The 22,609-nt window shown below is 69.3% G+C and carries 20 protein-coding genes; 9 read left to right on the forward strand and 11 right to left on the reverse strand.

Going from position 1 to position 22,609, the window contains the following annotated elements:
• Positions 1-3 precede the first annotated feature (3 nt).
• On the reverse strand, positions 4-141 hold the full coding sequence (locus AB0I60_RS02690) for a hypothetical protein (RefSeq protein WP_360725438.1): 138 nt from the start codon (positions 139-141) through the stop codon (positions 4-6).
• A 466-nt stretch (positions 142-607) separates the two neighbouring features.
• Here AB0I60_RS02690 and AB0I60_RS02695 point away from each other — a divergent pair, with 466 nt between their 5' ends.
• Positions 608-2,737 (forward strand): tetratricopeptide repeat protein, encoded by a 2,130-nt coding sequence (locus AB0I60_RS02695; RefSeq protein WP_360725440.1) that lies wholly within the window; start codon positions 608-610, stop codon positions 2,735-2,737.
• Positions 2,738-2,809: 72 nt separating this feature from the next.
• Here AB0I60_RS02695 and AB0I60_RS02700 read toward each other — a convergent pair whose 3' ends face one another.
• Entirely contained in the window at positions 2,810-3,163 is a 354-nt protein-coding gene (locus tag AB0I60_RS02700; protein WP_360725441.1) for a hypothetical protein, read from the reverse strand.
• Positions 3,164-3,468: 305 nt separating this feature from the next.
• Between AB0I60_RS02700 and AB0I60_RS02705 the strand changes: the two genes are divergently transcribed.
• Positions 3,469-4,659 carry an NB-ARC domain-containing protein gene (locus AB0I60_RS02705; RefSeq protein ID WP_360725443.1) on the forward strand — a complete coding sequence of 397 codons (1,191 nt, stop codon included), beginning with the start codon at positions 3,469-3,471 and terminating at the stop codon, positions 4,657-4,659.
• A gap of 444 nt (positions 4,660-5,103) precedes the next feature.
• Here AB0I60_RS02705 and AB0I60_RS02710 read toward each other — a convergent pair whose 3' ends face one another.
• Positions 5,104-5,562, reverse strand: coding sequence for a hypothetical protein (locus AB0I60_RS02710; RefSeq protein ID WP_360725445.1), 459 nt, complete (start codon positions 5,560-5,562; stop codon positions 5,104-5,106).
• A 42-nt stretch (positions 5,563-5,604) separates the two neighbouring features.
• On the opposite strand from AB0I60_RS02710, the gene AB0I60_RS02715 reads away from it, so the two are divergent.
• The gene (locus tag AB0I60_RS02715) at positions 5,605-5,973 is read left to right on the forward strand and encodes a phosphotransferase (RefSeq protein ID WP_360725748.1); all 369 of its coding nucleotides are present in this window, start codon (positions 5,605-5,607) and stop codon (positions 5,971-5,973) included.
• 507 nt (positions 5,974-6,480) lie between these two features.
• On the opposite strand, the gene AB0I60_RS02720 is transcribed toward AB0I60_RS02715, so the two are convergent.
• Together AB0I60_RS02720 and AB0I60_RS02725 are read right to left on the reverse strand one after the other, a co-directional pair.
• Entirely contained in the window at positions 6,481-6,918 is a 438-nt protein-coding gene (locus AB0I60_RS02720) for a hypothetical protein (RefSeq protein WP_360725447.1), read from the reverse strand.
• A gap of 119 nt (positions 6,919-7,037) precedes the next feature.
• Complete coding sequence (locus AB0I60_RS02725; RefSeq protein WP_360725449.1) at positions 7,038-9,857, reverse strand: BTAD domain-containing putative transcriptional regulator; 2,820 nt, start codon at positions 9,855-9,857, stop codon at positions 7,038-7,040.
• A gap of 706 nt (positions 9,858-10,563) precedes the next feature.
• On the opposite strand from AB0I60_RS02725, the gene AB0I60_RS02730 reads away from it, so the two are divergent.
• A complete protein-coding gene (locus tag AB0I60_RS02730; protein ID WP_360725451.1) occupies positions 10,564-10,806 on the forward strand; it encodes a hypothetical protein in 243 nt (80 codons plus the stop codon).
• A 189-nt stretch (positions 10,807-10,995) separates the two neighbouring features.
• Here AB0I60_RS02730 and AB0I60_RS02735 read toward each other — a convergent pair whose 3' ends face one another.
• Both AB0I60_RS02735 and AB0I60_RS02740 read right to left on the reverse strand, forming a co-directional pair.
• Complete coding sequence (locus AB0I60_RS02735) at positions 10,996-12,591, reverse strand: carboxylesterase family protein (RefSeq protein WP_360725749.1); 1,596 nt, start codon at positions 12,589-12,591, stop codon at positions 10,996-10,998.
• Entirely contained in the window at positions 12,501-12,749 is a 249-nt protein-coding gene (locus AB0I60_RS02740) for a hypothetical protein (protein ID WP_360725750.1), read from the reverse strand. The genes AB0I60_RS02735 and AB0I60_RS02740 overlap by 91 nt, the downstream gene beginning before the upstream one ends.
• 692 nt (positions 12,750-13,441) lie before the next feature.
• Here AB0I60_RS02740 and AB0I60_RS02745 point away from each other — a divergent pair.
• Positions 13,442-16,318, forward strand: a complete 2,877-nt coding sequence (locus tag AB0I60_RS02745; protein ID WP_360725453.1) for a BTAD domain-containing putative transcriptional regulator — start codon at positions 13,442-13,444, stop codon at positions 16,316-16,318.
• Positions 16,319-16,418: 100 nt separating this feature from the next.
• Here the strand turns inward: AB0I60_RS02745 and AB0I60_RS02750 are convergent, their stop codons facing one another.
• The 4 genes from AB0I60_RS02750 to AB0I60_RS02765 all read right to left on the reverse strand — a co-directional run bounded on the left by AB0I60_RS02750 (position 16,419) and on the right by AB0I60_RS02765 (position 19,086).
• Positions 16,419-16,760 (reverse strand): hypothetical protein, encoded by a 342-nt coding sequence (locus tag AB0I60_RS02750; RefSeq protein ID WP_360725455.1) that lies wholly within the window; start codon positions 16,758-16,760, stop codon positions 16,419-16,421.
• A 335-nt stretch (positions 16,761-17,095) separates the two neighbouring features.
• Positions 17,096-17,602, reverse strand: a complete 507-nt coding sequence (locus tag AB0I60_RS02755) for a hypothetical protein (protein ID WP_360725457.1) — start codon at positions 17,600-17,602, stop codon at positions 17,096-17,098.
• Between the two features lie 267 nt (positions 17,603-17,869).
• Complete coding sequence (locus AB0I60_RS02760) at positions 17,870-18,595, reverse strand: hypothetical protein (protein ID WP_360725459.1); 726 nt, start codon at positions 18,593-18,595, stop codon at positions 17,870-17,872.
• 23 nt (positions 18,596-18,618) lie between these two features.
• Entirely contained in the window at positions 18,619-19,086 is a 468-nt protein-coding gene (locus tag AB0I60_RS02765) for a MarR family transcriptional regulator (protein WP_360725461.1), read from the reverse strand.
• Between the two features lie 87 nt (positions 19,087-19,173).
• Here AB0I60_RS02765 and AB0I60_RS02770 point away from each other — a divergent pair, with 87 nt between their 5' ends.
• The 4 genes from AB0I60_RS02770 to AB0I60_RS02785 all read left to right on the forward strand — a co-directional run bounded on the left by AB0I60_RS02770 (position 19,174) and on the right by AB0I60_RS02785 (position 22,546).
• Entirely contained in the window at positions 19,174-20,703 is a 1,530-nt protein-coding gene (locus tag AB0I60_RS02770; RefSeq protein ID WP_360725463.1) for an amidohydrolase family protein, read from the forward strand.
• A 384-nt stretch (positions 20,704-21,087) separates the two neighbouring features.
• On the forward strand, positions 21,088-21,456 hold the full coding sequence (locus AB0I60_RS02775) for a hypothetical protein (protein ID WP_360725465.1): 369 nt from the start codon (positions 21,088-21,090) through the stop codon (positions 21,454-21,456).
• Between the two features lie 138 nt (positions 21,457-21,594).
• A complete protein-coding gene (locus AB0I60_RS02780) occupies positions 21,595-21,933 on the forward strand; it encodes a hypothetical protein (RefSeq protein ID WP_360725467.1) in 339 nt (112 codons plus the stop codon).
• A 157-nt stretch (positions 21,934-22,090) separates the two neighbouring features.
• On the forward strand, positions 22,091-22,546 hold the full coding sequence (locus AB0I60_RS02785) for a hypothetical protein (protein WP_360725469.1): 456 nt from the start codon (positions 22,091-22,093) through the stop codon (positions 22,544-22,546).
• Positions 22,547-22,609: the final 63 nt, after the last annotated feature.

Below are 22,609 nucleotides of genomic sequence, written 5' to 3' on the forward strand. Positions count from 1 at the left end.
AGCTCACGCGCGGGGCAGGCGACGCCCGCTGCCGTACTCGCCGTAACCGCCCGCAACGGTGTCCAGGTCGGCGTCGTCGAGCTCGACGACAGCGGTGATCTCGACGTCGTCGGAGATGGGGTTGATCTGGTCGTTCGCCATTGTTCTTCTCCTGGTCAGACGCGCTTCATCCGAAGCCCGTTGCGGATCCGGAGGCCGTATTCCTCGCGGCGTCGCCTTTCGGCCACGAGAGAAACGTAGAGGCCCGGAAAGGCAGTCGACCACGCAGAAGTCCAGGCAGAACAAAACTTCCGCCATTTCTTCCGGTTCCACCGAACCGGACGCTTTGCGGAAATCAACGAATCCGCGTTGCGGGGCGGAACAGAAGATTACGCGAAAATGTCCGACAAGTCGCGCACGAGGTCCGCGACCGCCCGCAGGGCATCCGAACGGCCACTGCCGGAGCCGCCTATTGCGATCAAGCACCGGATCGGACAGGGTTCGAGCGGATGTTGCGAGGTGTTCCACCGCTTCCAGCCGCCCAGGGGTACCGCTCATGTCGACATCCGGCAGAAGGCCGAGGCAGCCGACGCCTCCGCAACCTCGTGAGGCGCAGACCGCCAACGAGGTGAACACCGCCGGTGTCGGGGCGGTCGTCCAGGCCGGAGCGGTGCACGGCGGCGTGCACGTCCACCGACCCGCCCACGACCCGGTCGTGCCTCGCCAACTCCCCGCCCTGCCCGACCAGTTCGTCGGGCGGGCCGCCGAGATCGCGCTTCTCGGCCAGGCACCCGGGGCCGGCCCCGTCCTCGTGTCCGCGATCGGCGGCACGGGTGGGATCGGCAAGACCTGGCTCGTGCTCCGGTGGGCGCAGGATCACCTCGCCGCCTTCCCCGACGGCCAACTGTTCGTGGACCTGCACGGCTTCAGCCCCGACGGGACCCCCATGGAACCGATCGCGGCCGTCCGGGGGTTCCTCGTTGCCCTGGGCGTCGAACCAGCCCGCATCCCGGTCGACCTGCACGCCCAGACCGCCCTGTACCGAACCATCGTGGCCGGCCGGCGGATGCTCGTCGTGCTCGACAACGCCGCGGACTCGGCCCAGGTCGAGCCCCTGCTACCGGGTGGGGACTCGTGCACGACCGTGGTGACGAGTCGTCGGACCCTGCACACCCTCATCACCCGGCACGGCGCACGTCACCTGCCGCTCGACGTCCTGCCCGACGACGAGGCCCGCGCCCTGCTCGTCCGGCGGCTCGGCAGCCGCCGGGCCGACGACAACGCCGAACCGGTCGACCACGTCATCGCCCTGTGCCGAGGTCTCCCGCTGGCGCTGGCCGTCATCGCCAGCCGCGCCCTGGCCCATCCGCAGGTGTCGCTGGGCGAACTGGTCACCGACCTCCGAGAACTCGGCGTGGACGCACTCGCCGAGGACGACCCCGCGTCGAGCCTGCCCGCCGTGCTCTCCTGGTCGTACCGGGCACTTCCCGCCACGCACAAGTCGGCGCTCGGACTCCTCGCCATCGCTCCCGGAGCCGACATCGGCCTTCCGGCGGCGGCGAACCTGATCGGCCGGCCACCCGCCCACGCCAGACGAGTTCTCCGCCAACTCGAAGAGGCGTCACTCCTGCGCCAGGACGCGGACGGCCGTTATGCCATGCACGACCTCGTCCGCAGCCACGCCATGGCCGCAGCCCTCCGCGATGTCCCGGCGGACGAGCGACACCAGGCACTGCTCCGGGTGATCAGCTTCTACCTGCACACCGCACGTCAAGCCAAACACCTCCTCGTCCCGGCCCGGGAAGCACTGGAGGTCGACCCCGCGCCGCCCGGCTCGACCCCGCTCCCCCTGACGGACCTGCGTTCGGCCTTCGACTGGTTCGAAACCGAACACCGCAACCTGCTGGCAGCCCAGAAGACCGCCTGCGACGAAGGTGACGAAGCCTCCTGGAAGCTGGCCTGGGCCATGGTCAACTTCCACCTCCGGCGAGGGCGGTGCCACGAGGACCTGGCCGCGTGGCGAACCGCCCTCTCCTCCTTGGAACGGATGCCCGACCCAGTGGGTGGGATAGTCGTCCGCATCCACCTGGGCGACGCGTGCTCCCAACTGGACCTGCACCGCGAAGCCGCTCCTCACCTCCACGAGGCGCTCGCGCGCGCCCGGGACGCGGGACTCCACGGGTACGAGGCACTGGCGCACCTGATGATCGGGCGCTCCCACGAGCTACAGCAACAGGACCACCAGGCACTCCAGCACGCCTCGGAAGCAGTCCGGCTGTACACGCAGGTGGGCAACGAGCCGATGCGGGCATTCGCCCTGAACGCGACGGGCACGTACGCGGCCAACCTCGGGAACTACGACCTCGCCCGCCGCAACTGCGATGAGGCCCTTGTCCTACACCGGAAGTACGGGCAGGAAAGCAGCCAATCCCACGCGCTCGACACACTCGCCTACATCGACCACCGCACGGGCAACCACCAACGGTCGATCGAGATCTACCGACGAGCCCTTCAGATGCGCCTCGACATCGGACACCTCCACGGCGCGGCCAACATCCTGCACCGCATCGGTCACCCCTACCTCGCCCTCGGCCGTCGCCGCGAAGCCCGCACCGCGTGGCAGGAAGCCCGGCAGATGTACCGCCGGCAGGGACGTGACAGAGAGGCCGATCAGGTCGACCGGCTCGTCGCCCGCCTCGCCTCGATCACCGACGACCACACCATCACCCACCTTCCGGACAGCCCACCCCGGAGCTGATCCGCTTCTCCGAAACGTCGTGCGGGCCTCGATGTGCCCGCACGACGTCAGCGCGGCATCAACGAGCGTCGATCAGAAGTACGCCCACCCCTTCCCGTTCGGCCGGTGCCACAGCCCGTCCGGAGTCTCGTAGTCACCGTTGGGCGCAGTCGGATAGCCGGAACCCGAGTTGGACTTGCCGCTCTTCTTGCCCCCACCGGAACGCGGAGAACCCTTGTGGTCGTTGCTGCGCGTGCCCAGGCCCGGGCTCTTGCGCGCCTTCGCCTCCTGGCACGCGGCCGGGAAGCTGTGGCAGAAGGCCAGCCAACTGGGATCAATCGGGTTCTGGTACGAGCAAGCGGCGAACGCGCCCAGCTCGTCCGGGTTGGTCCGGCACGGTGCGCCGCTGTACAGCGGTCTGGCCGGCGCGGGCGACGCCGCATCCAACGAACCTCTCCGTGGTCCGTCCAGGTCGCTCAACCCGGCGGCTCCCACGTACCCGGCCCCGAATCCGGCGACATCGAGGCGTTGCGAGGCGGCAGCGGCACGGGAGACGCCACGGTACACGTTCGAGGCCAGGCCCTTGCTCGCGAATCACAAGCCGAGGGCAGCGACGTCGGCGCGAAGTTGCAGAGCACGCTCGCCGTCCACTGGGCGTACCGCAACGCGGACCGCTTCCCGGACGGCCAGCTGTTCGTGGACCTGCGCGGCTTCGACCCGTCCGGCAGCCCGGGGTCGCACCCACGGCGGCGTTGCAGGGGTTCCTGCACGCGCTCGGGGTGGACCACGCGGCCGTGCCACTGCACCTCGACGCGCAGGCATCGCTGTTCCGCAGCCTCACCGCCGGCCGGCGGGTGCTCGTCGTGCTCGACAACGCCGCCGACACCGCGCAGGTCACCCCGCTGCTGCCCGGTGGCAACTGCACGACCCTGGTCACCAGTCGGCACCGCCTGACCGCGCTGGTCACCACTCGCGGGGCCGAGCAGGTGCTGGTCGAAGCGCTGCCGGACGACGAGGCCCGTGTGCTGCTCCGCGAGCGGATCGGCGCCGGCCGCGTCGCGGCCGAACCCGGTGCTGCGGACGACCTGGTCGCGTACTGCGCGGGGCTGCCGCTGGCCCTCAGCGTCGTCGCCGGCCGCGCACGGGCCCGCCCGTCGTTCTCCCTCGCCTCGTTCTCCGCCCAGCCGGCCGACGCCGCCACCCGGCTCGGCGAGTTGGACGACGACGACCTGGCGAGCGTGCGGACGGTCCTGTCGTGGTCCACCAGCGTCCTCACCGACGAGCAGGCGCGGATGTTCGGGCTCCTCGGCACCGCGCCCGGGCCGGACCTCAGCGCGGCCTCGGCCGCGTGCCTGGCCGATCTCACCACGCAGCAGGCGACGACGATCCTGCGGACGCTGGAACGCGCTTCCCTGCTCCAGGAGCACGAGCCCGGCCGCTACCGCATGTACGACCTGGTCCGGCTGCACGCCGCCGAACTCGACGCCGGGCCCGGCGAGCGGAAAGCCTCGGTGACCAGGCTGGTGACCATGCACCTGTACACCTCGGAGTCGATCGCCGGGAAGCTCTGGCCCTACCGCAGGCCGAGCCTGCCCGGACCGGTGCAGCCCGGCAGGCACACCGTTGTACCAGCGACCGCAGAGGAGGCGTGGGCGTGGTTCCACGCCGAGCAGAGGTGTCTGCGCGCGACCGTGCAGGCGGCAGCGGACACCGGTCTGCACCGCCACGTGTGGCAACTGGCCCGACACCTGGGCCCGCTCTTCGACCGCGCCGGTTCCCTCCAGGCCATGACTGGTTGGGCTCTGACGACCTGCGCAAGATCGACGCGGCGCTGTCGGTCAGCGAGGTGTTCCTGTTCGGCTCGCGGGAGAAGATGGTCGAGCACCTGGCACCGATCGCCGAGCGGTGGCGCGCACTGGCACCGAAGGTGGACAGCATCCTGAGCCGATGGGACGCTCAGTTCGGCTCGACCCCGCGAGAAGACACGGACCGACAATCCTGAGGCCCGCTGACAACGACCTGCGGGCCGGTCCGCCGCGGCGCTGAGCAGCACCGCGTTCGTGGGCAGCCCCCGTGGCGGTGCGCCCCAAGAACACCGTGGACACCACACTCTCACGACCGCTATCCCCGCACCCCGGCTGCGGTGGTGTCGATCTCAGAGCCGCCGACCGTTCGACCACCGACTCGCGCGGAGCAGGGCCCGGAGTTGTAGGCAGACCGGCCGTTTACGGTCCGCATCGTCGTCGGTCACCTGCGCCTCGCGGTCGGCCGCCACCTGGACGACGCGCTGCCCACCGCACTCATCGGCGAACCTTCGGCGAGCAGTACCGATTCGCCGAAACCTCGGCCAGTGATCCGGCTCGCATTCACGTTGCCCGCTCCTGACTTCACTCTTCCGACCCCCATTCGCCGACTTCGCGGAGGTCGAACGGGAGCGTCGATTCGAGAGCATGATATGCATCCCATTCATCCGCACGAGATGCTCGACGCAACCGACGCCAGTCAGCCAGTCGGATATCCAGACGATGCCGACGCACCTCTACCTTACCCGTCTGCACCGCCGTCCCCCTGCTCTCGTAATCTTTGAACTCATGCTGAACAATGATCAGGTCACAGATCATGACCCCGTCCAGTTCGAGGCCGCCAGAAACCCAGATGAACGCCGACTCGTTGACGAAACTTCCGTGCCCTTCCCGCCAACCGCGCCCAGCGAAGCCCTGCTCGATCGCGGCACGACGAAGATCCGTCAACCCTTCACGAGTCAGGATTCGCAGATCACGACGCACGCGCTTCGAGCCATCAGGATCCCGCCCAGCCCACCACCCGAGTGACCAGAGACGCACCACCCTGCCTCCTGGGGGGCCGAACTCGAACGCGCCGACCTACGCCTGGGCCGGGGATTGATCCACGGCGATGCCTGGGCCGGCAACCTGTTGGCGGGCCCGACACCGCACGCGGTGCTGCTGGGCGACTGGGACTCGGTGTCCGCCGGTCCCCGCGAAATCGACCTGGTGCCTTCCTGGCACGCCGCCCGCCGCTACCGGGACAGCCCCACCTGGGCCGGCCGCTTCGCCGCGCGCTACGGCTACGACCTCTCCACCTCCCCCGCGTTCGAACTCCTGATGGAATTGCGTGACTTCGTTCAAATCAGCGGACCTCTGCGGCACGCCGCGCACTCACCGCGCCACGCCGCAGCCCTGCGCCAACGCCTGGACGGCACTCGGACCCGCGACACCGGCCGCTGGTCCCAGGTCTGACCGCATGCACCAATCACGACCTCACCACAGTTGCAGCGGGTAGCAAGACCTACGGGAGCAGGATGCGCGAGACGCCGATCCTGCTTCGCCACCACCGAACGGCAGCGCCGGGGTGCCGTTCGAGCGGCTGTTTGTGCCCCAAGTCCAGGTCGGGCAGTTGGGCTGCATTCCGGTCCTCGACGACAGGCTTGCCGGCATGACTATGGCGTCGCTGCGAGAACTCACCGCGCACGAAGACCTCGCGCCGCAACTCCGGCAGGCCCGAACAGGGCTGAACCCCGCCTTCAGATCAACTCGTCCGGACGCGATCACATCATGCCCCAGCACCGATCAAGCCGGCCGCCCACTTCGGTGCCACTCGCCGTCACAGAACACGAGACAAGCCGCCGCAGCCGACACGGTACTGATCACGGTCCCCTCCAGCGCGGTCCCTCCCGACAAGTTCACCGACGAGGAGTCAGCCCCGGCGAGTTCGGCTTCACGGGCTCGCCGGGGCGGGCGACGGCGTCAGGACGTGCGGTTGATCGAGCCCTCGATGTCACCCTTCCCGAAGCTGATCTCGGCATGGGTGACGCGCCCGGCGGAGTTGCACCGAGGTGCGTGGAAATCGATCCGGTCTCGGACCCCGTGCGCGGCGTCCTCGACGTCGATGGTGAGTTTGTTGGGCCCGTGCACCACGTTGCTCACGGTGTAGCTGCCCTGGTAGGTGTCGACGGAACCCGATCTCTGATGCTTGCTGGTGACCTTCCCGGCTAGGAAGGTGACGGTGTTGATGACCTCGCCGGCGCTGCCCTTGTAGATTGCGACGTTCTTGGGACCGGTCCAGCCAGTCAGGCTCGCGCCGCAGTCGACGGCGTCGGCCGCCGGCGTGCCGGTCAACAGTGCTGCTGCGGTCATGGCGACCGTCGACGCGGCACCTGCGAATCCCCCGTGAAACGTGCTCATTCCCCGTTTGCCTCCAGACGTGCTCGACTGTCGCCGTGCGACGGCGACGGGCACTGATCGTGGCGGCGTCGACGCTACACCCGTATCCGTGGGCCGGCTCCGGGTTTTCGCGCAGCGGGTCACGGCTCGCGGACCGGCCGGCTGTCGGGTGGTCCGTCGGGTGCGTCGAGTCGCCGCCGGACGCGTTCGGCGTCGGCGGTGCGCCCCGACCGCAGGTAGAGCTCCAGGGCTTCCTCCCAGGCAGCGCGCGCTTGGACGTGCCGCCCCAGGGCGGCGAGGGGTTGGCCCAGGTTGTCGAGCGTGTTGGCAGCCTCGGTGGCGTTGCCGAGGGTTCGGAACAGGGTGAGGGCCTGCTCGTAGTGGTGGATCGCCTCGGGGTGCCGGCCGGTCCGGTGGTCGATGAAGCCCAGGCTGTCCAGGGTGGCCGCCTCGCCGTCGGGGTTCTCGTGGCGGCGGAACAAGACGAGGGCGTCCAGGCAGTGCTCGCGGGCCGCGCCGTGGTCGCCGAGGCAGGCGGCGAGCCAGCCCACCTGGTTGAGCGCGAGGGCTTCCTGCACCGGCTGGTCGAGCACGCGGAAGAGGTCCAGGGCCAGCCGGGCGTGCTCCAGCGCCCGGCGGTCGTCCTCCCGGAGTGCCCACGCCCGGCCGAGTGCGTGGTGGGTGAGCGCCTGCTGGACGGGGTCGTCGTGGCGTTCGGCCAGCACGAGCGCTCGACGCAGGGCATCGACGGCCTGCTCGTGCTGTCCCAGTTCGGCGTGGGCGTAGCCGAGGACCCGGCAGGCGAGGGTGCGGGTGGTGGGGTCGGGCAGGCGTTCGGCGGCGTCGACGGCGGCCTGCCACACGATCAGCTGGTCGTGGCGGTTTCCCCGTCGCCAGTGATACGTGGTCAGCGCCCACGCCAGGTGCCACACGGTCTGGTGGCGGTGGTGCGTGATGGCGGTGTGCTGGGCGGCCAGCAGGTGGGGGTGGTGGGCGTCCAGCCAGGCCAGCGCTGCCGGGATGTCGGGCAACGGCTGGGTGCCGACGCCGGGGACGGGCGGGTCCAACCGGATCGGCGTGCGGTGGGGGTGCAGGAGTCGTTCGGCGGTGTGTGCGGTGTGCAGGTAGAAGTCCACGACCCGGTTCAGCGCCGCCTGCCGGGTCGGCTCCGGGAGGTGTTCGCGGGCGGTGGTGGCGGCGTAGTCGCGGACCAGGTCGTGCATGGCGAACCGGCCGTCGGACGTCTGCGTGACCAGGGACGCGTCGACGAGCCCCCGCAGTGCGGCCCGAGTGTCGCGCGTGAGGAGCCCGGTGAGGCTTGCGGCGGCGAGGAGATCGGTATCGGGCCCGGGCGCGATCCCGAGCAGGGCGAAAGCGGTGCGCTGCTGCTCGGTCAGGTGACGCAGGGACCAGGACAGGACTGCGGGGAGGCTGGCGTCGGGATCGTCGGAGTCCAGGGCGTCCAGGCCGAGTCGACGCAGGTCGGTCACGATGTCGTCCAGGGGACCGGGCTGTGTGCGGAGGTGGGCGGCGATCAGGCCCAGCGCCAGGGGAAAGCCACCGCACAGCCCGATCAGCTCGGTGACCGCCCGCTCCACGACGGCGTTGGCGCGGGCGTCCTCGAACGCGGCGTCGAGCAGGGTGCGCGCCTCGGAGTCGGTGAGCACGTCGACCTGCACCGGGCGGGCACCGTGGCGGGTGAGCAGCGCGGGCAGCCGGTTGCGGCTGGTGACCAGGACGGCGCAGGAACTGCTCCCGGGCAGCAGGGGCACGGCCTGGTCGGCCGTGGCGACGTTGTCCAGCACGATCAACATGCGCCGGTCGGCGATCAGGCTGCGGTACAGGGCGGTCCGGGCGGCCAGGTCGACGGGCAGGCGATCGGGCCCGACCCCGAGCGCCTCCAGGAAACTGCGCACCACCACGTCGGCGGTCATCGGCCGTCCGGTCGGGCTGAAGCCGCGCAGGTCCACGAAGAGCTGCCCGTCCGGGAACCGGTCCACGTTGCGGTGCGCCCACGTCAGCGCGAGCCAGGTCTTGCCGATGCCGCCTGCGCCCGCGATCGCCGGGAACACGACCGGCGAACCCGGCTCGGCCTCGTCGCCCGTCGCGGCGGCGAGGACGCTGTCCAGCTCGGCCAACTCGCGAACGCGACCGGTGAACGGACTTGGCGCCGCCGGCAACTGGCGGGGCACCACCCACCGCTTCCCGGTGCCCGTCCCGGGTCGGGCCGAGGACGGTTCGGTGGCCAGGATCCTCTGGTGCAGCTCTCGGAGGCCGGGGCCGGGGTCGATGCCCAGTTCCGCCACGAGTCGCTCGCGGACCTGTCGGTAGTGGGCCAGCGCGTCGGCGGTGCGACCAGCGCGCGAGAGGGCGAGCATGTAGTGGCCGGCGACCCGCTCGTCCATCGGCCAGACGGCGGATCGTGAGGACAGGCTCGTCACCAAGTCCTCGCCGTGCCCGAGGTGGAGCAGGGCGTCGGTGAGGTCGCACTCCGCGTCCAGTCGCTCCTGGTGCAGCCGGCCGCGTTCGGCGAGCGCCCAACCACCACCGATCCCGGACAGCGCGTCCCCGCGCCACAGTTCCAACGCCTGTTTCAAGAACTTCGCGCGGTGCCGGTCGACACCGGAGCGGGCATGGGCGCACAACGCGCGGAACCGGTGGAGATCGACCGCCGACGGCTCAGCCTTCAGCGAGTACCCGCCGGACCGTCGCACGATGTCCGGGGTCCCGACTGTCGCCAACACCCGACGCAGCCGGGACAGGTAGCCCACCAGCGTCCCCCGTGCCCGCAACGGCGGATCGTCACCCCAGACCCGCTCGGTCAACCGGTCCACCGACACCACCCGGTCGACGTCCACCGCCAACGCGGCGAGCACACACCGCTGCTTCTCGTGCCCGGCATCCACCACGCAGCCGTCCACCACGACGGCGACCTCCCCCAGCAACTGGAATTGCAGCACGTCGCCCCTCGTTCTCCGCCCTTCGGCCCAGGCATTGATACCGACCCGGGTCACGCCGATGCGCACGAGCACAGCGTCTTCACACGATCGGTGCAGCGCGTCCGTGCACCCAGACGGTCGCAGCCGGGTCCCTGCACACAACCTGGCCCCGACTCGTTCCCCTCCTGGGAACCTGCGCACACGGCACTTTTGCACCGCACAGAGCGACCCGAGAATTTCGACGGCGGGAAGCGGCGAGAACAGCAGGAAAGCGGTGACGACGTGCCGCGCGGGATCGCCAGGCCGCTGCCCGACCAAGTCACGAATGCGACGGGTACCTCATGCGCGTCATCACCGCCACGCACAACAGACCCTCGGTCCCGTGCGGACGCGGTCCACACCACCGCACCGCTCTGCGGATCATGGTGCATCTTGGTGCCATGACCGCATCCTCGGCGGATTCGTGGAATCTGATCACCTCGTGGCTACGAGTCCACGCACCGGAGACCTTCGACAGACTCGCCCCGCCCGCGCGTGAACACGACCTCCTGGCCCTGGAGGCCGACGTCCCGGCACCGCTACCTGACGATTTGGTCGAGTGGTGGCGGCTGTGCGACGGATCCGGCCTGCCGGACGGTCGGACCGAACTGACGCCGGCAGCCGATCCGGTGTGTTCCGGACGGCTTTCGTGCCGATCGCGGCAACGGGCACCGGAGATCACCTTTTCATGGACCTGCGAACCGGCCGGTTGCAGGGCTGCATCCAGGTTTGGAGCCGGGACGACGGCAGTCGGCCTGCCCCGTACTGGGAGAACGTGACCGACATGCTCGATGATGTCGCCAACGCACTACACACGAAATTTCCTGCGCTACGTGCCTATGGCGAGCGGGTCAAGCCCTACGGCATTCGCACCACCCCGTGCGTGCCTGAGGTGGAAGACCGACGTCTGGTCTGGCATCGGAGCGCCTGACAGCAACCCTCGTTCATCGGTGATCATGTCGAGGCGCGGTTCGTGCTGCACAGCGGACCGAGCTCGGCCGGGAGGGTGACGCGGCGAAGATGCTGAGCCGTCAAGTGCGGCAACGAGGACGAGTGCGTGAGTCGCAGGCGGCCGAGGGTTGTCACGGCCCCTCGACATCGGTGCCCGACCGGCCCGGTTTCAGCGCTTGCCGCCCCAGAGCGCGCGGGAACGAGGCCGGGGGTCGTCCACGACGGCCGACTCGATGTCGAAAGTCATCGTGGCGCGGCGTGTGGTGTCGTACTCGGGCCAGCCGGGGTCGCCGGTGGTAGCGAACGATACCCAGGCCGCGTGCATGGTGTCCGCGATTTCCTGTGGGCGCTCGTCGCCCAGCAGCGGCGTGAGCGCCGGATCGTCGAGGTTGTCGAAGACGAACGGGACCTCCACGATGTGGCACGCGCCCAGCCGGCCGTCGAAAGCGGGTGGCCGCCACGCGAACTCGTAGACGTGCGTGCGGCCCGGTCCTGCGGTGCGGGCCTCGGCCAGCCGGATCGCAGGCAGCCGGTAGAACCAGTCCGTGGACAGGTCGGCCAGGACGTCACCGGGCGTGCCGTCCGGGGTTTCCGCGCGGTACGCGGCGAAGGCCCGGTCCGGGTCGAGGCCATAACGGGACGCGGCGGCCCGCGCGAACGGTTCGTCGACCACATCCAGCACCTTGGTCGGGACGAGGAAGAACCGGAACTCGTCGCGGTTCGTGCCCACCAGGACGTCGACGTCCGCGCCCGCTCCTGCCGCGATTGCCTCGATCGGCCACACCGGCAGCAGGTCGCCGTCCACCACCGGTTCGAACGGCAGCGTGGTGAAGGCGACCTCGCCCCACCCCTCCGGATCGGGCGTGACCGCCGCGCGCAGCTCCTGCGCGGCGGCGGTGAGCCGGTCGACCGGCACGGCGCCCAGCGCCTCACGGGTGGCGGGCACGCCGAGCAGCCCGGCCAGCTTGTGGCCCATCCGCGCCGCCGTGTCCGCGCCGACGACGTGGTGCGCCGCGCCGCTCTGCAACGCCGCCCGGCGGAACAGGCCGTTCGCGCGCGGGGCGGCGAGCAGCGCGCCGATGCTCATCGCGCCGACCGACTCGCCGAACACCGTGACCAGGTCCGGGTCGCCGCCGAACGCGACGATGTTCTCCCGCACCCAGGTGAGGGCGGCGAGCTGGTCGAGCAGGCCGAGGTTGGCGAGGTCGCCGTCGCCCAGGTGCAGGAAGCCGTCAGGGCCCAGCCGGTAGTTCGGCGTCACGCAGACCACGCCGTCGCGGGCGAACGCACTGCCGTCGTAGAGCGGCACCGCGCCCGAAGCGCTGGTGAACGCGCCGCCGTGCACCCACACCGCGACCGGCAGCCGCGCCGCCGGGTCGGGCGTCCACACGTTGAGGTTCAGGCAGTCGGTGCCGGGGACCTCCGCGTCGGGGATCAGCACGTCGAAGGGAGGCGCGTAGCTCGCCTTCGGCACGGACGGGCCGAAGGCGACTGCGGCGCGCACACCCTGCCACGGCTGCGGCGGTTGCGGCGGCCGGAACCGGTTCGGGCCGAAGGGCGGCGCGGCGTACGGGATGCCTTGAACACCTCGACGCCGCCACGGGTGGTCGTGCCGCGCAGGACGCCTTGACGGGTCTTGACTGTGCGCATGGTGCTGCCTTCCGGGTGGAGGGATCAGCGGTCGAGGCCGACGATGCGCAGCGCGAACCGCGCGTACTGGTCGGCGACCACCTCGGCGGGATAGGGCTGGTCGGGGTTGAACCAGTGGGCGACCTGCACGTCCATCCCGCCGATGGCGATGGTGGCGAGCGTCGGGTCGGACACCGAGAACGTCCCGTCGGCCACGCCCTGCGTCATCACGTCGAGCAGCGCGTCCGTCAGCCGGGCGTGCAGCCGCAGCACCACGGTGTCGCAGGACGTCAACCACGAGCAGTCCGGACGACACCTCGCCTCAACCCTGGTGACCTCGGGACCCGCTTCCCCCGCCACCCGGCCGGACCGCAGGACAACGCGGCGCTCCGCGACGCCGAACCGGACGCGACAAGCGCCCCCGGCCTCAGCGCTGCTTCACGGGCTTGAGTCCGACCCGGCGATCGAATGAGGCTGTTGTCGCCCGAAGCGCCCACTATGTGACTCATCCCAATGAGGTCATCGATCCGGGAATCGATCGGGACTACCTCAGGTACGTGGCCGGCCCGCGATCCACCAGGTCGGCGTCGTCAACTTCGACACCACGTCGCCATCCCCGCCGGCCCTGCAAGACCTGCGCGGAGAAACACCGCCGCGGCATCAACGTCCGCCTGCTCGACGGGCTGGTCACAACACCGTCGCCACCTTCGCTGCCGATGCCTACCAGAAGCCGATCAGAACTTGGAAGCTTCTGACCCAGGCGCGGCGCGGCCCACGCCGCGCCACTGCGATCATCGCGCCTGCCGGGTGCGTCCACCAGATCGAGACCCACTGCGCACCACGCGAAGTGGCTTCCTGCTCCATCGTCCTCGCCGCTTCTGCACAGCACTCGGCTGTTCGGAGGAAAGTGCAACAGGAACCTGAGATCACCCGAAGCCTTTGATAGACCAGCGGCAAGAACACGGACCGGAAGGGGATCATTTCCAATGGCGGTGGAATTCCGCGTTCTGGGTCCGGTAGAAGCGCAGGTCGACGGTCTGCCGGTCGAGTTGGGACATGCCCGGCAACGATGGGTGCTGGCGGCGTTGCTGGTCGAGGCCAACCGGCGGCTGTCGACCGACCAGCTCCTCCACCACGTCTGGGGCGACCGGGTTCCGCATGGTGGCCGGAACTCGCTCTACGGCTACCTGTCCCGCCTGCGCCGGGTCCTGCACGACACCTGCGAGATCGACATCGTGCGCCGCCCCGGCGGGTACGAACTGGTGGTCGACCAGGACGCGGTGGATCTGCACCGCTTCCAGCGGTTGCTCGCCGACGCCAGGGCCGCCGCTGACGACGTCCGCGCGGCGGCGTTGTTCGAGCAGGCACTGGGGTTGTGGCGTGGCGAGGTGTGCGCTGATCTGAGCACCCCGTGGGTCGACAACCTCCGCGCCGAACTGGACCGGCAGCGGCTGGCTGCGGAACTGGACCACACCGACCTGAGGCTACGATTGGGCCGGCACGGTGAACTGCTCGCAGATCTGGTCACGCTGACCACTGCCCACCCCTTGGACGAGCGACTGGCCGGACAGTTCCTGCTCGCTCTGTACCGCGCGGGCCGCCAAGCCGATGCCCTGGAGCACTACCACCAGCTGCGCACCCGACTCGCCGACGACCTCGGTGCCGACCCGGGGCCGGACCTGCAGCGACTCCACCAACGGATTCTCACCACCGACCCCACTCTGGCCAACCCCACAGCGGGTACGGACCGGCCGGCGGTGGTACCTCACCAACTCCCCGCCGCACCGGGACTGTTCACCGGCCGCCGTGCGGAACTGACCCAACTCGACCGCGCCCTGACCGCAGTCCCAGACACCGACCCGACAGACGCGCCGAGACCGACGTCCAGTTCTCCAGAGGCAGCCGCAACGGTGATGATCTCCGCGATGGGCGGAGCGGGTGGCATCGGCAAGACCTGGCTCGCCCTGACCTGGGCCCAGCGCAACCTGCACCACTTCCCCGACGGGCAACTCTTCGTCGACCTGCACGGCTTCAGCCCCACCGAGAGGTCCGTCGACCCCTCCGACGCGCTGCGCGCCTTCCTCACCACCCTGGGTGCCGCTCCCGACGGTCTCCCCTCGGACCCGGACGCCCTGGCAGCCCTGTACCGGCGCCTGGTCGCCGGGCGTCGGATGCTGATCGTGCTGGACAACGCCGCCACTACCGACCAGGTAGTACCACTGCTGCCGGGCACCGCTACCTGCACCGTCCTGGTCACCAGCCGGAACCGACTACCGGCACTCGTCGCCCGCCACGGTGCCCGCCCCCTGCACCTGGACGTGCTGACCGACACCGAGTCCCGGCAACTGCTGGTGGCGTGGCTGGGCGCGGAGCGCGTGGCAGAAGAGGAACGGGCGGCAACCGACCTCATGGAGTTATGCGGCGGGTTCCCGTTGGCACTGGGGGTGGTCGCTGCCCGCGCCGCCGCCGAGCCCCACCTTCCCCTGGCGGACACCGTCGCCGAACTACGTGAGTACGGCCTGGATGCGCTCGACGACGTCGGGGACCCAGGCGCGAGTCTGCCTGCGGTCCTGTCCTGGTCCCTGCGCCGGCTCAACGACGACCAGCGCGCTGCGTTCGCCCTGCTGGGCGTCGCCCCCGGACCCGACACCGGTCTGCCCGCCGCAGCCGCCCTCACCGGCCTGCCGGAACGCCAAGCCCTCGCCGCGTTGCGCACGCTGGTCGACGACTCCTTGCTCGACCGCACTCCTGGCGGCCGGTACGCCATGCACGACCTGATCCGCGCCTACGCCGCCGGCGTCGCCCATACCCTCGCCGAACCGATACGGCAGGCAGCGCTGGAACGAGTAGTCGACTTCTACCTCCACACCGCGCACGCCGCCCGCAACCTCATGGACCCCCACGCCCCACGAATCACACCGGATCCTCCGACACCCCGCACCACTACCCATCCGCTTCCCGACGACCCGGCCGCACTGGCGTGGTTCGACGTCGAACATCCCCACTTGCTCGCCGCCCAACACGCCGCAGCAACCCAACGCCGACACGGCACGGTCTGGCACTTGGCCTGGAACTTGACCATCTACCACTACCGACGCGGACATCTCCACGATGACCTGGCCGTGTGGCAGGCCGCGCTGGATGCCACCGCGCACCTGCCCGACCCCGTGATGTCGGCCAATGCCCACCGATATACCGGCTTCGCCCACGCCCTGCTGGAACAGCACGAAGAAGCCGCCGCACACCTGAACCACGCCCTCGCACTGGCCGAGCACCACCACGACCGCGACCAACAAGCCGCCGTCCACCAAGCGCTCGCCACCGCGTGGGAATTGCGAGGCGACGACCGCCAGGCTCTGGCTCACGCCGAACACGCTCTCGCTCTCTACCGCATCGTCGGCAACACGGAGAGGGAAGCCAGAGCGCTCAACGGCGTGGGCTGGTTCGCCGCCCGCCTGAACGACTACGACACCGCGCGCGAGCACTGCCAGGCAGCTCTCGCCCTGCACCGACACCACCGCAACTCCGACGGTGAGGCGGCCACGCTGGACAGCCTCGGCTACATCGATCACCAGACCGGTCTCCACAACCAGGCCATCCACCACTACAACCAGGCCCTCGCCCTGATTCGCGCCTACGGCAACACCTTCGAGGTCGCCGGCATCCTCGACCGTCTCGGTGACCCGTACACCGCCGTCGGCCACCACGACCGGGCCCGTGCTGCCTGGCAGGAGGCATTGAGGTTGTACAGGGAGCAAGGCCGCGACACCGACGCCGAACGTGTCCAACGGCAACTCGACGATCTCGACCCACGACAGGAACCGGTCGGGCACTCGGATGCGACCGACGCTGCGGAGCACTGACGAGGCAGTGAACTCGGACTGGCAGGGCGGGCGGGAGTCGGCGCGTCATTGTGCTCACTCACTCCGACGTCCTCCTTCCCGCCCGCCATGCCGCCTCCGATCAGCTACGGGTGGCCTTGAAGCCTCCGCTGGTGATCCGGGCACCGTTGCGGCACTCGGCCTTCTGGTAGTCCTTGCGCTTCGCGCCGTTGACGGGCGAACCCGAACTGCAGGTCACCCACACCTTGACGTAGTACCCCGTGCACTTCACGTGGTACCGCCCCGCACCACGGTGACCGGCCTTGTCGAACCAATCGGTGCAGGCTGCGGACGGAGCGACCTCCGTTCCTGTCCGCACCTGGGCCGTCACCGATTCCGATGCGGCTTGGGCCGGTGCGGCGAACCCACCGATCGCCAACGCCCCCACGATTCCGATACCGGCCAGCACACTACGCGTACGCATGTCCACTCCTTCGTTTCCGCGAGTCGGTAGCGACTGACCACAGCGTGCTCGGCGCACCTGATACAGACCTGCAATGAACCTTGAACGGACGGCGACTGGTCGCGGTCCCTGTGAGTTATTGACGACCGGCCCGTCACAAGAAATGACTCCATGCGGGTTCCTCCGCCAGCGGCAGCATTGCACGAATATGGGCGGCGATCCGACGTGCAACCATAATTTCCCGCTTCAGCGGGAGGCGTAATTTATGCTAGTCGACGCCCATCCGGGACGGTGCAGCCAGGGGAAGTGGCGATAAGCAGCGAAGGATGTGCTGCAATCGAGCCGACTGGCTAAAATCATTCGCTGAGCCACCGACATCGCCATCCTGCTTCGTACACCACCTCAACACGATCAAGCACACCAAACAGATCCGCCGTAGCCGCGGCAGCGGCAGCCTGTACAGCCGTCGGCTCCGTATCGGCCAGATTGATTTCGAGCTTGGTCACGCCCACCACGAGCCCGCCGACCAACTCGGCCCTGTTTCGCCCTAATCGATCGATGACCTCTCGAACACCTCTCGATGCCGCTTCGACCTCGACCGGATCGTTTTCCGGTTGAGCGGACGATCGATCACCGCGTTCGACTGACCATCGGACCTGGGACGGACCCGCAACCAAATCTTCTATCGCCAGCTCAACGCTAGCGAAAGCGACAACTCCCATATCTTGACGCCACAAGCGGTATCGACCACGAGAACCGACTTCCGGCCCATTCATCATCGCACGCAGCCATTTCTCGAGACACTGGATATTCCAGACGATAAGTAGCCACCCCCAGCGCCTCCGGCGGGCAGTCGTCTTCACACCGCCGGATCGGCCCGCCCACCGCCGCCAATCATCAGCCGGCCAATCGATCCATTGGAGATGGTTATCGAGCCTCGAAAAGCTCGCAGGCAACAAGGGGCCACACCAGCAAGTAGAGAAGGGTGTCATGGCCTTCCAGTGTCGACCGCAACAACTTCCGCCCCGACACCGAGAGCAAGGTTCTCCGAACCTCGGACACCGACACCGAAACTCCGCAGCGGATTGGAGACAATGGGTGTGCTCGCTCCGGAAGCCCCGTGCCTGCGGCTATTCGTTGCGGTACGTGAGCAGAGGTTCCCAGTCCTCGGGCAGGGGCGGGAGTTGCAGGGCCTCTTCGCGCAGGAAGTCCGTCCGCCACAAGTGCATCCTGTCCGACCACACACGCGACAGCACTTTCTGGGCCAGCGTGCCGACGACCACGGCCACGGCGATCACCTGGGCGACCACACCGTCGTCCCACGCCCCCACCGCGACCACACCCAGCAGGCCCACCAGCACGAGGTCGAACAGCGCCTGGAGCACCGTGGACAGCGGTCGGTCCTCGTTCCTGCGCGCCTGCCGGTCGGCCAGCGCGTCGCAGGCGTCCGGACCGAGCAGACGGAAGCGGGCCGCGTCGGTGCGACGGTTCCACGCCTCGACCAAGGTGACGATCAACATGGACAGGCCCAGCACCACCTGCACCAGTCCCACCAGGTGCAGGTACCACGGACCGTCGTTGATCAAGAAAACACCGATCCCGGACGTGGTCGACAGCACAGCGGCGACCTGGAGCGGCCGGAGGTATCGGCGGGACAGCCACGCCGGGACCGAGTCCCGGTCGAGGTCCCCCACCGCAGGCCGCGCCGCCAGCACGGCCTTCATCTCCTCACGGGCGCGCTGAAGCGCATCGGTCCCATCGGCTCCCACGCGCGCCATGACCACATCAGCCCCCGTCTGCGGTGTCAGGTCAACTGGCCAACCGGCCCAGCCACCCGACCTACTGCTCTGCGGCACGAATCCAGCGAAGGGCCGCCTGATCAAGGCGAGCCGGCCGGCTGGTTCGCCTGGAGATTATCCAGGATCGTGCCGGCGATTCGAGCGAACTGGTCCAGCTCCTCCGCCGTGAGGAGGTCCACGAACAGTTTCCGGACCTCTTGGACGTGGCCGGGCACGGCCGCCTTGAGCGTGGCGAGGCCCTCCGCCGTGATCACGGCGTCCACGCCCCGGGAGCCGCACTGTTCCCTGGTGACCAGACCTCGCTTGCCCATCCGGGTGAGCTGGTGGTGCATGCGACTCTTCTCCCAGCCGGCCGCCTGTCCCAGCTCGTAGGCACGCATCCGGCCGTCGGGCGCCTCGGACAGCAACGCGAGCACGGTGTAGTCGGCGCTGGACAGACCGCTGCCTGCCTGGAGCTGCTGCTCGACGCGCGTTCGCAACAGCTCCAGCATCTGGAAGGACGTCCGCCAGGCGCGGAGTTCGCGTTCGGTCAGTCGCTGCTGCACCATGCGGCCATCGTACTCACCAGTTGATGTATCAACTCACGCGCGTACTCTGAAGTTGATACATCAACTCGATGGAGTACGGGGGACACCATGAGCAGGCGGCGTGACTTCCTGAAGACCTCCGCGGCGGTGACCGCAGCCGCCGCCGGAGCGGCAAGCATCGCCGACCCGGCCGACGCGTACGACGACGGTCAACCGCCGAAGGACGCCGGCCGCCAAGGACGCCGCTATGTCATTCGCGGCGGTGCAGTGATGTCCATGGACCACAACGTCGGCGACTTCGAGCGGGCCGACGTTCTGATCGAGGGCAAGCGGGTTGTCGAGATCCGGCCCGACATCCGCGCCGCCGACGCCGGCGTGATCGACGCGCGTGGGCGGATCGTCATGCCCGGCTTCGTCGACACCCACCACCACCAGTTCGAGACTGCCGAGCGCGCGTTCCTCGCCAACGGCCTGCTCCGCGACGACGGATCCGGATCGCCCAGCGCGCACCCGAACTACAGCGAGCACATCCTCGAAGGGTTCGCACGGCTGTACCGGCCGCAGGACGTCTACATCAACGAGTTGTTCGCGGGGCTCTCGCAACTCGACGCGGGAGTCACCACGGTGCTCGACGTGTCACAGATCCACCACTCCCCCGACCACACCGATGCGGCGATCCAGGCGCTGATCGACACCGGGCGGCGTGCCGCATTCGGCTACTTCGAAGGCGACGGCCGCACCGGAGCCCGCTACCCAGAGGACGCCTACCGCATCCGGGACAGGTGGTTCCCCTCCGAGGACCAGCTCGTGACCATGGTCATGGGCGGCGAACTCCACCTCGGCCAGGAGGTGTACAGCAAGGCTTGGGCAATCGCCCGCGAGCTGGGCCTGACGATCGCCGCCCACTCTGTCGGTTCGTGGGGGATGCGGCCCGTCTTCGATGCCATCGCGCACGGCGAAGGCGGGGTCGAAGTGGGGCCGGACAACCTTTTCATCCACATGACCGGCATGTCCGACGAGACCTGGCAGCAGTTCCGGGACGCCGGCGCGCACGTCTCGCTGGCGTTCCCCATCGAGATGACCATGCGGCACGGCACTCCGCCCATCCTGAAGATGCAGGAACTGGGCATGGAACCCTCCCTGAGTTCCGACGTCGAGACGACGATGACCGCCGACCCGTTCACGCAGATGCGCGCCGCGATGACCATGCAGCGCATGGTCATCAACCATCTGGTCCTGGACCGGGGAACCCCCGTGCCGCCCGACAACTGGCCGACGCCGGCCCTCGGTACGCCGGACCTTCTCACCGTCCGCGACGTGCTCCGCTACGCGACCTTCAACGGTGCCAAGCACCTGGGGCTCGACCACCGAACCGGCACCCTCACACCGGGCAAGGACGCCGACATCGTCCTCCTGGTCGCCACCGCGCTCAACGTGGCCCCGCTCAACAACGTGCCCGGCGCGGTCGTGTCCTTAATGGACCGCACCAACGTCGAGACCGTGATAGTCGCCGGTCGGGTGCGCAAGTGGCGGGGGCGGCTGCTCGACGCAGACCTGAACCGGCTACGCCGAGACCTCGAAGCATCACGCGACTACCTGTTCAAGGCAATGGGGCTACCGCAGGACCTGTTCGCCTGACGCGCACGCCGTCCACTTCGATCTCGAAGTCCGCCCGGCCCGGCGAGTTCTGCTCCACGAGCACTCCACCGGACCGCACTGCCGGCCACAAACACCGGAGCCTCGGCGGTGGCCCAAGAGCCCGTCGCAGATCGGCTGGAATATCTCAACACCGACCGACCGGTCCCGGCGCGAGGGACGATCGGACGCTTGTCCGGACCGGTGCTCTCCCCGACAAGCTGCCGATTCGACGGAATTCCCACGACTGATCCGGCACTTCGACGCCGTGAGGAAGTGCGTGCGCCATGAAGCAAATCCCGGCCCTCGCCGGTGCGGTCCTGCTGCTCGGCGTCACCGTCACCACCCCCGCGCAGGCAGCAGCCACCTGCCGGCAACACCGACGTGGTGGTCTGGGCGCAGTCGGTCAACGACTCCGGCGTCATCGTCGGCAACGCCCGGACCGGCACCAGCTCGCGGACCGCGCTGCGCTGGGCACCCGGCGGTCGGGTCTCCACCCTGCCGCCCCTGCCCGGCGACCTGCGCGCGAGCACGGAGGTCGTCATCTCCAACGGCACGGTGTTCGGGTACTCCCACGACAACTCGGACCGGCGGCGCGCGGTGCGCTGGAGCCCCTCGGGCACGGTCGCGCTGTTGCAGCTCAAGCCAGGCGACATCAGCTCCAGCTTCACCTCGGTGAGCGATGGCCGGGTCGTGGTCGGACGGGCGGGCGGCACCGACTCGCAGGGAGGCTGGGTGACGCGCTCGGTCCGGTAGAACGCGGACGGCACCGCCACCGACGGGCAGGACGCCTGGATCGCTGACGACGCCGGCGCGTTCGCCGGGATCCACGGGTCCTCCCGCGGTTTCCGGCAGGGCGCCGACGGCACGCGGATCGACCTCGGCGAGTCGGTCGTGCCGAGGGCGCCCAACCGGTCCGGCGAGGTGGTCGCCGTGCACCAGCCCAACCCGTGGGGCATGTCCGCCAGGAAGTGGGACGCCGACGGCACCTACCGCCCCTTGGAGACCTCCGCGCCGGGCTACTTCTCCGAAGTGTCGGCGATCAACGACGCCGGGCAGTCCGTCGGCTACGCCGGTGGGCCGGTCCGCTGGTCCCGCGAAGGCGCCCGCACGGCGCTCCCGCTGCCCGCCGGCGCGAACGGCGACACCGTCCGGTTCATCAACGAATCCGGCACGGCGGCAGGCCAGATCTACCTCGACAACCACACCTACGCCACGGTCTGGCGCCCTTGAGACCCGCGCGGGACGTGCTTCGGCGGAGTCCGGGTCCAGCTCCGACGGCCGTCGACCCGGAAGTCGCCGTCGGTGAGATCGACAAGGGCCGACGTACACTCCCGACGAGGGCGAAGGCCAGGCCGAGTTCCGGCACCGGCGTGAGGGAGGGGTCGGGATGTTCGGCATCTTCGGTTCGAAGAAGAAGCAGAAGAAGCTCGACGACCTGATGGCGCAGCTCAGGCCCGACCTGAGTCGGGAATCGCTCGGCGTCGGGCCCGCCTTCCCGGGCGTCGCCCCGAACCCGCTCCTGAGCCGTGACGCGAGGAAGCGCAACGCGGAACTGCGCACGGGGGCGCTCGCGCTCGGCGTGCTCGTCGACTGGCGGGAGGTCAACAGCACTCCACGCGTGGTCCTGATGCTCGACGTCCAGACCGCCGACGGCATCTCGTTCCGAGGCATCGCAGACGAAGACCTCACCATCACCGAACTCACCCGACTCGCCCCGGGACAGACGCTGCCCGTGCGCTACCGGCCGGCCGTCATGGACCACTACGTCGCCCTCGCCCGAGACGCGGACCCCGCCCAGGTGCAGCAGGTCGCCGACAAGATCGCGAGCCGCAAGCGGGCCTGATCCGAAGCCGTTGGCCGGATTCCCACGGGATGTCACGGAGCCCGGTGATCGACCGACTGGGAT

The sequence above is a fragment of the Actinosynnema sp. NPDC050436 genome (assembly GCF_040655415.1).
Classification (GTDB): domain Bacteria; phylum Actinomycetota; class Actinomycetes; order Mycobacteriales; family Pseudonocardiaceae; genus Actinosynnema.

Excerpts from the sequence above, each read along its gene's own strand:
- AB0I60_RS02690 (WP_360725438.1), bottom strand. The coding sequence starts at position 141 with ATGGCGAACGACCAGATCAACCCCATCTCCGACGACGTCGAGATCACC.
- AB0I60_RS02720 (WP_360725447.1), bottom strand. The coding sequence starts at position 6,918 with ATGAGCACGTTTCACGGGGGATTCGCAGGTGCCGCGTCGACGGTCGCC.
- AB0I60_RS02730 (WP_360725451.1), top strand. The coding sequence starts at position 10,564 with ATGGACCTGCGAACCGGCCGGTTGCAGGGCTGCATCCAGGTTTGGAGC.
- AB0I60_RS02745 (WP_360725453.1), top strand. The coding sequence starts at position 13,442 with ATGGCGGTGGAATTCCGCGTTCTGGGTCCGGTAGAAGCGCAGGTCGAC.
- AB0I60_RS02750 (WP_360725455.1), bottom strand. The coding sequence starts at position 16,760 with ATGCGTACGCGTAGTGTGCTGGCCGGTATCGGAATCGTGGGGGCGTTG.
- AB0I60_RS02765 (WP_360725461.1), bottom strand. The coding sequence starts at position 19,086 with ATGGTGCAGCAGCGACTGACCGAACGCGAACTCCGCGCCTGGCGGACG.
- AB0I60_RS02770 (WP_360725463.1), top strand. The coding sequence starts at position 19,174 with ATGAGCAGGCGGCGTGACTTCCTGAAGACCTCCGCGGCGGTGACCGCA.
- AB0I60_RS02785 (WP_360725469.1), top strand. The coding sequence starts at position 22,091 with ATGTTCGGCATCTTCGGTTCGAAGAAGAAGCAGAAGAAGCTCGACGAC.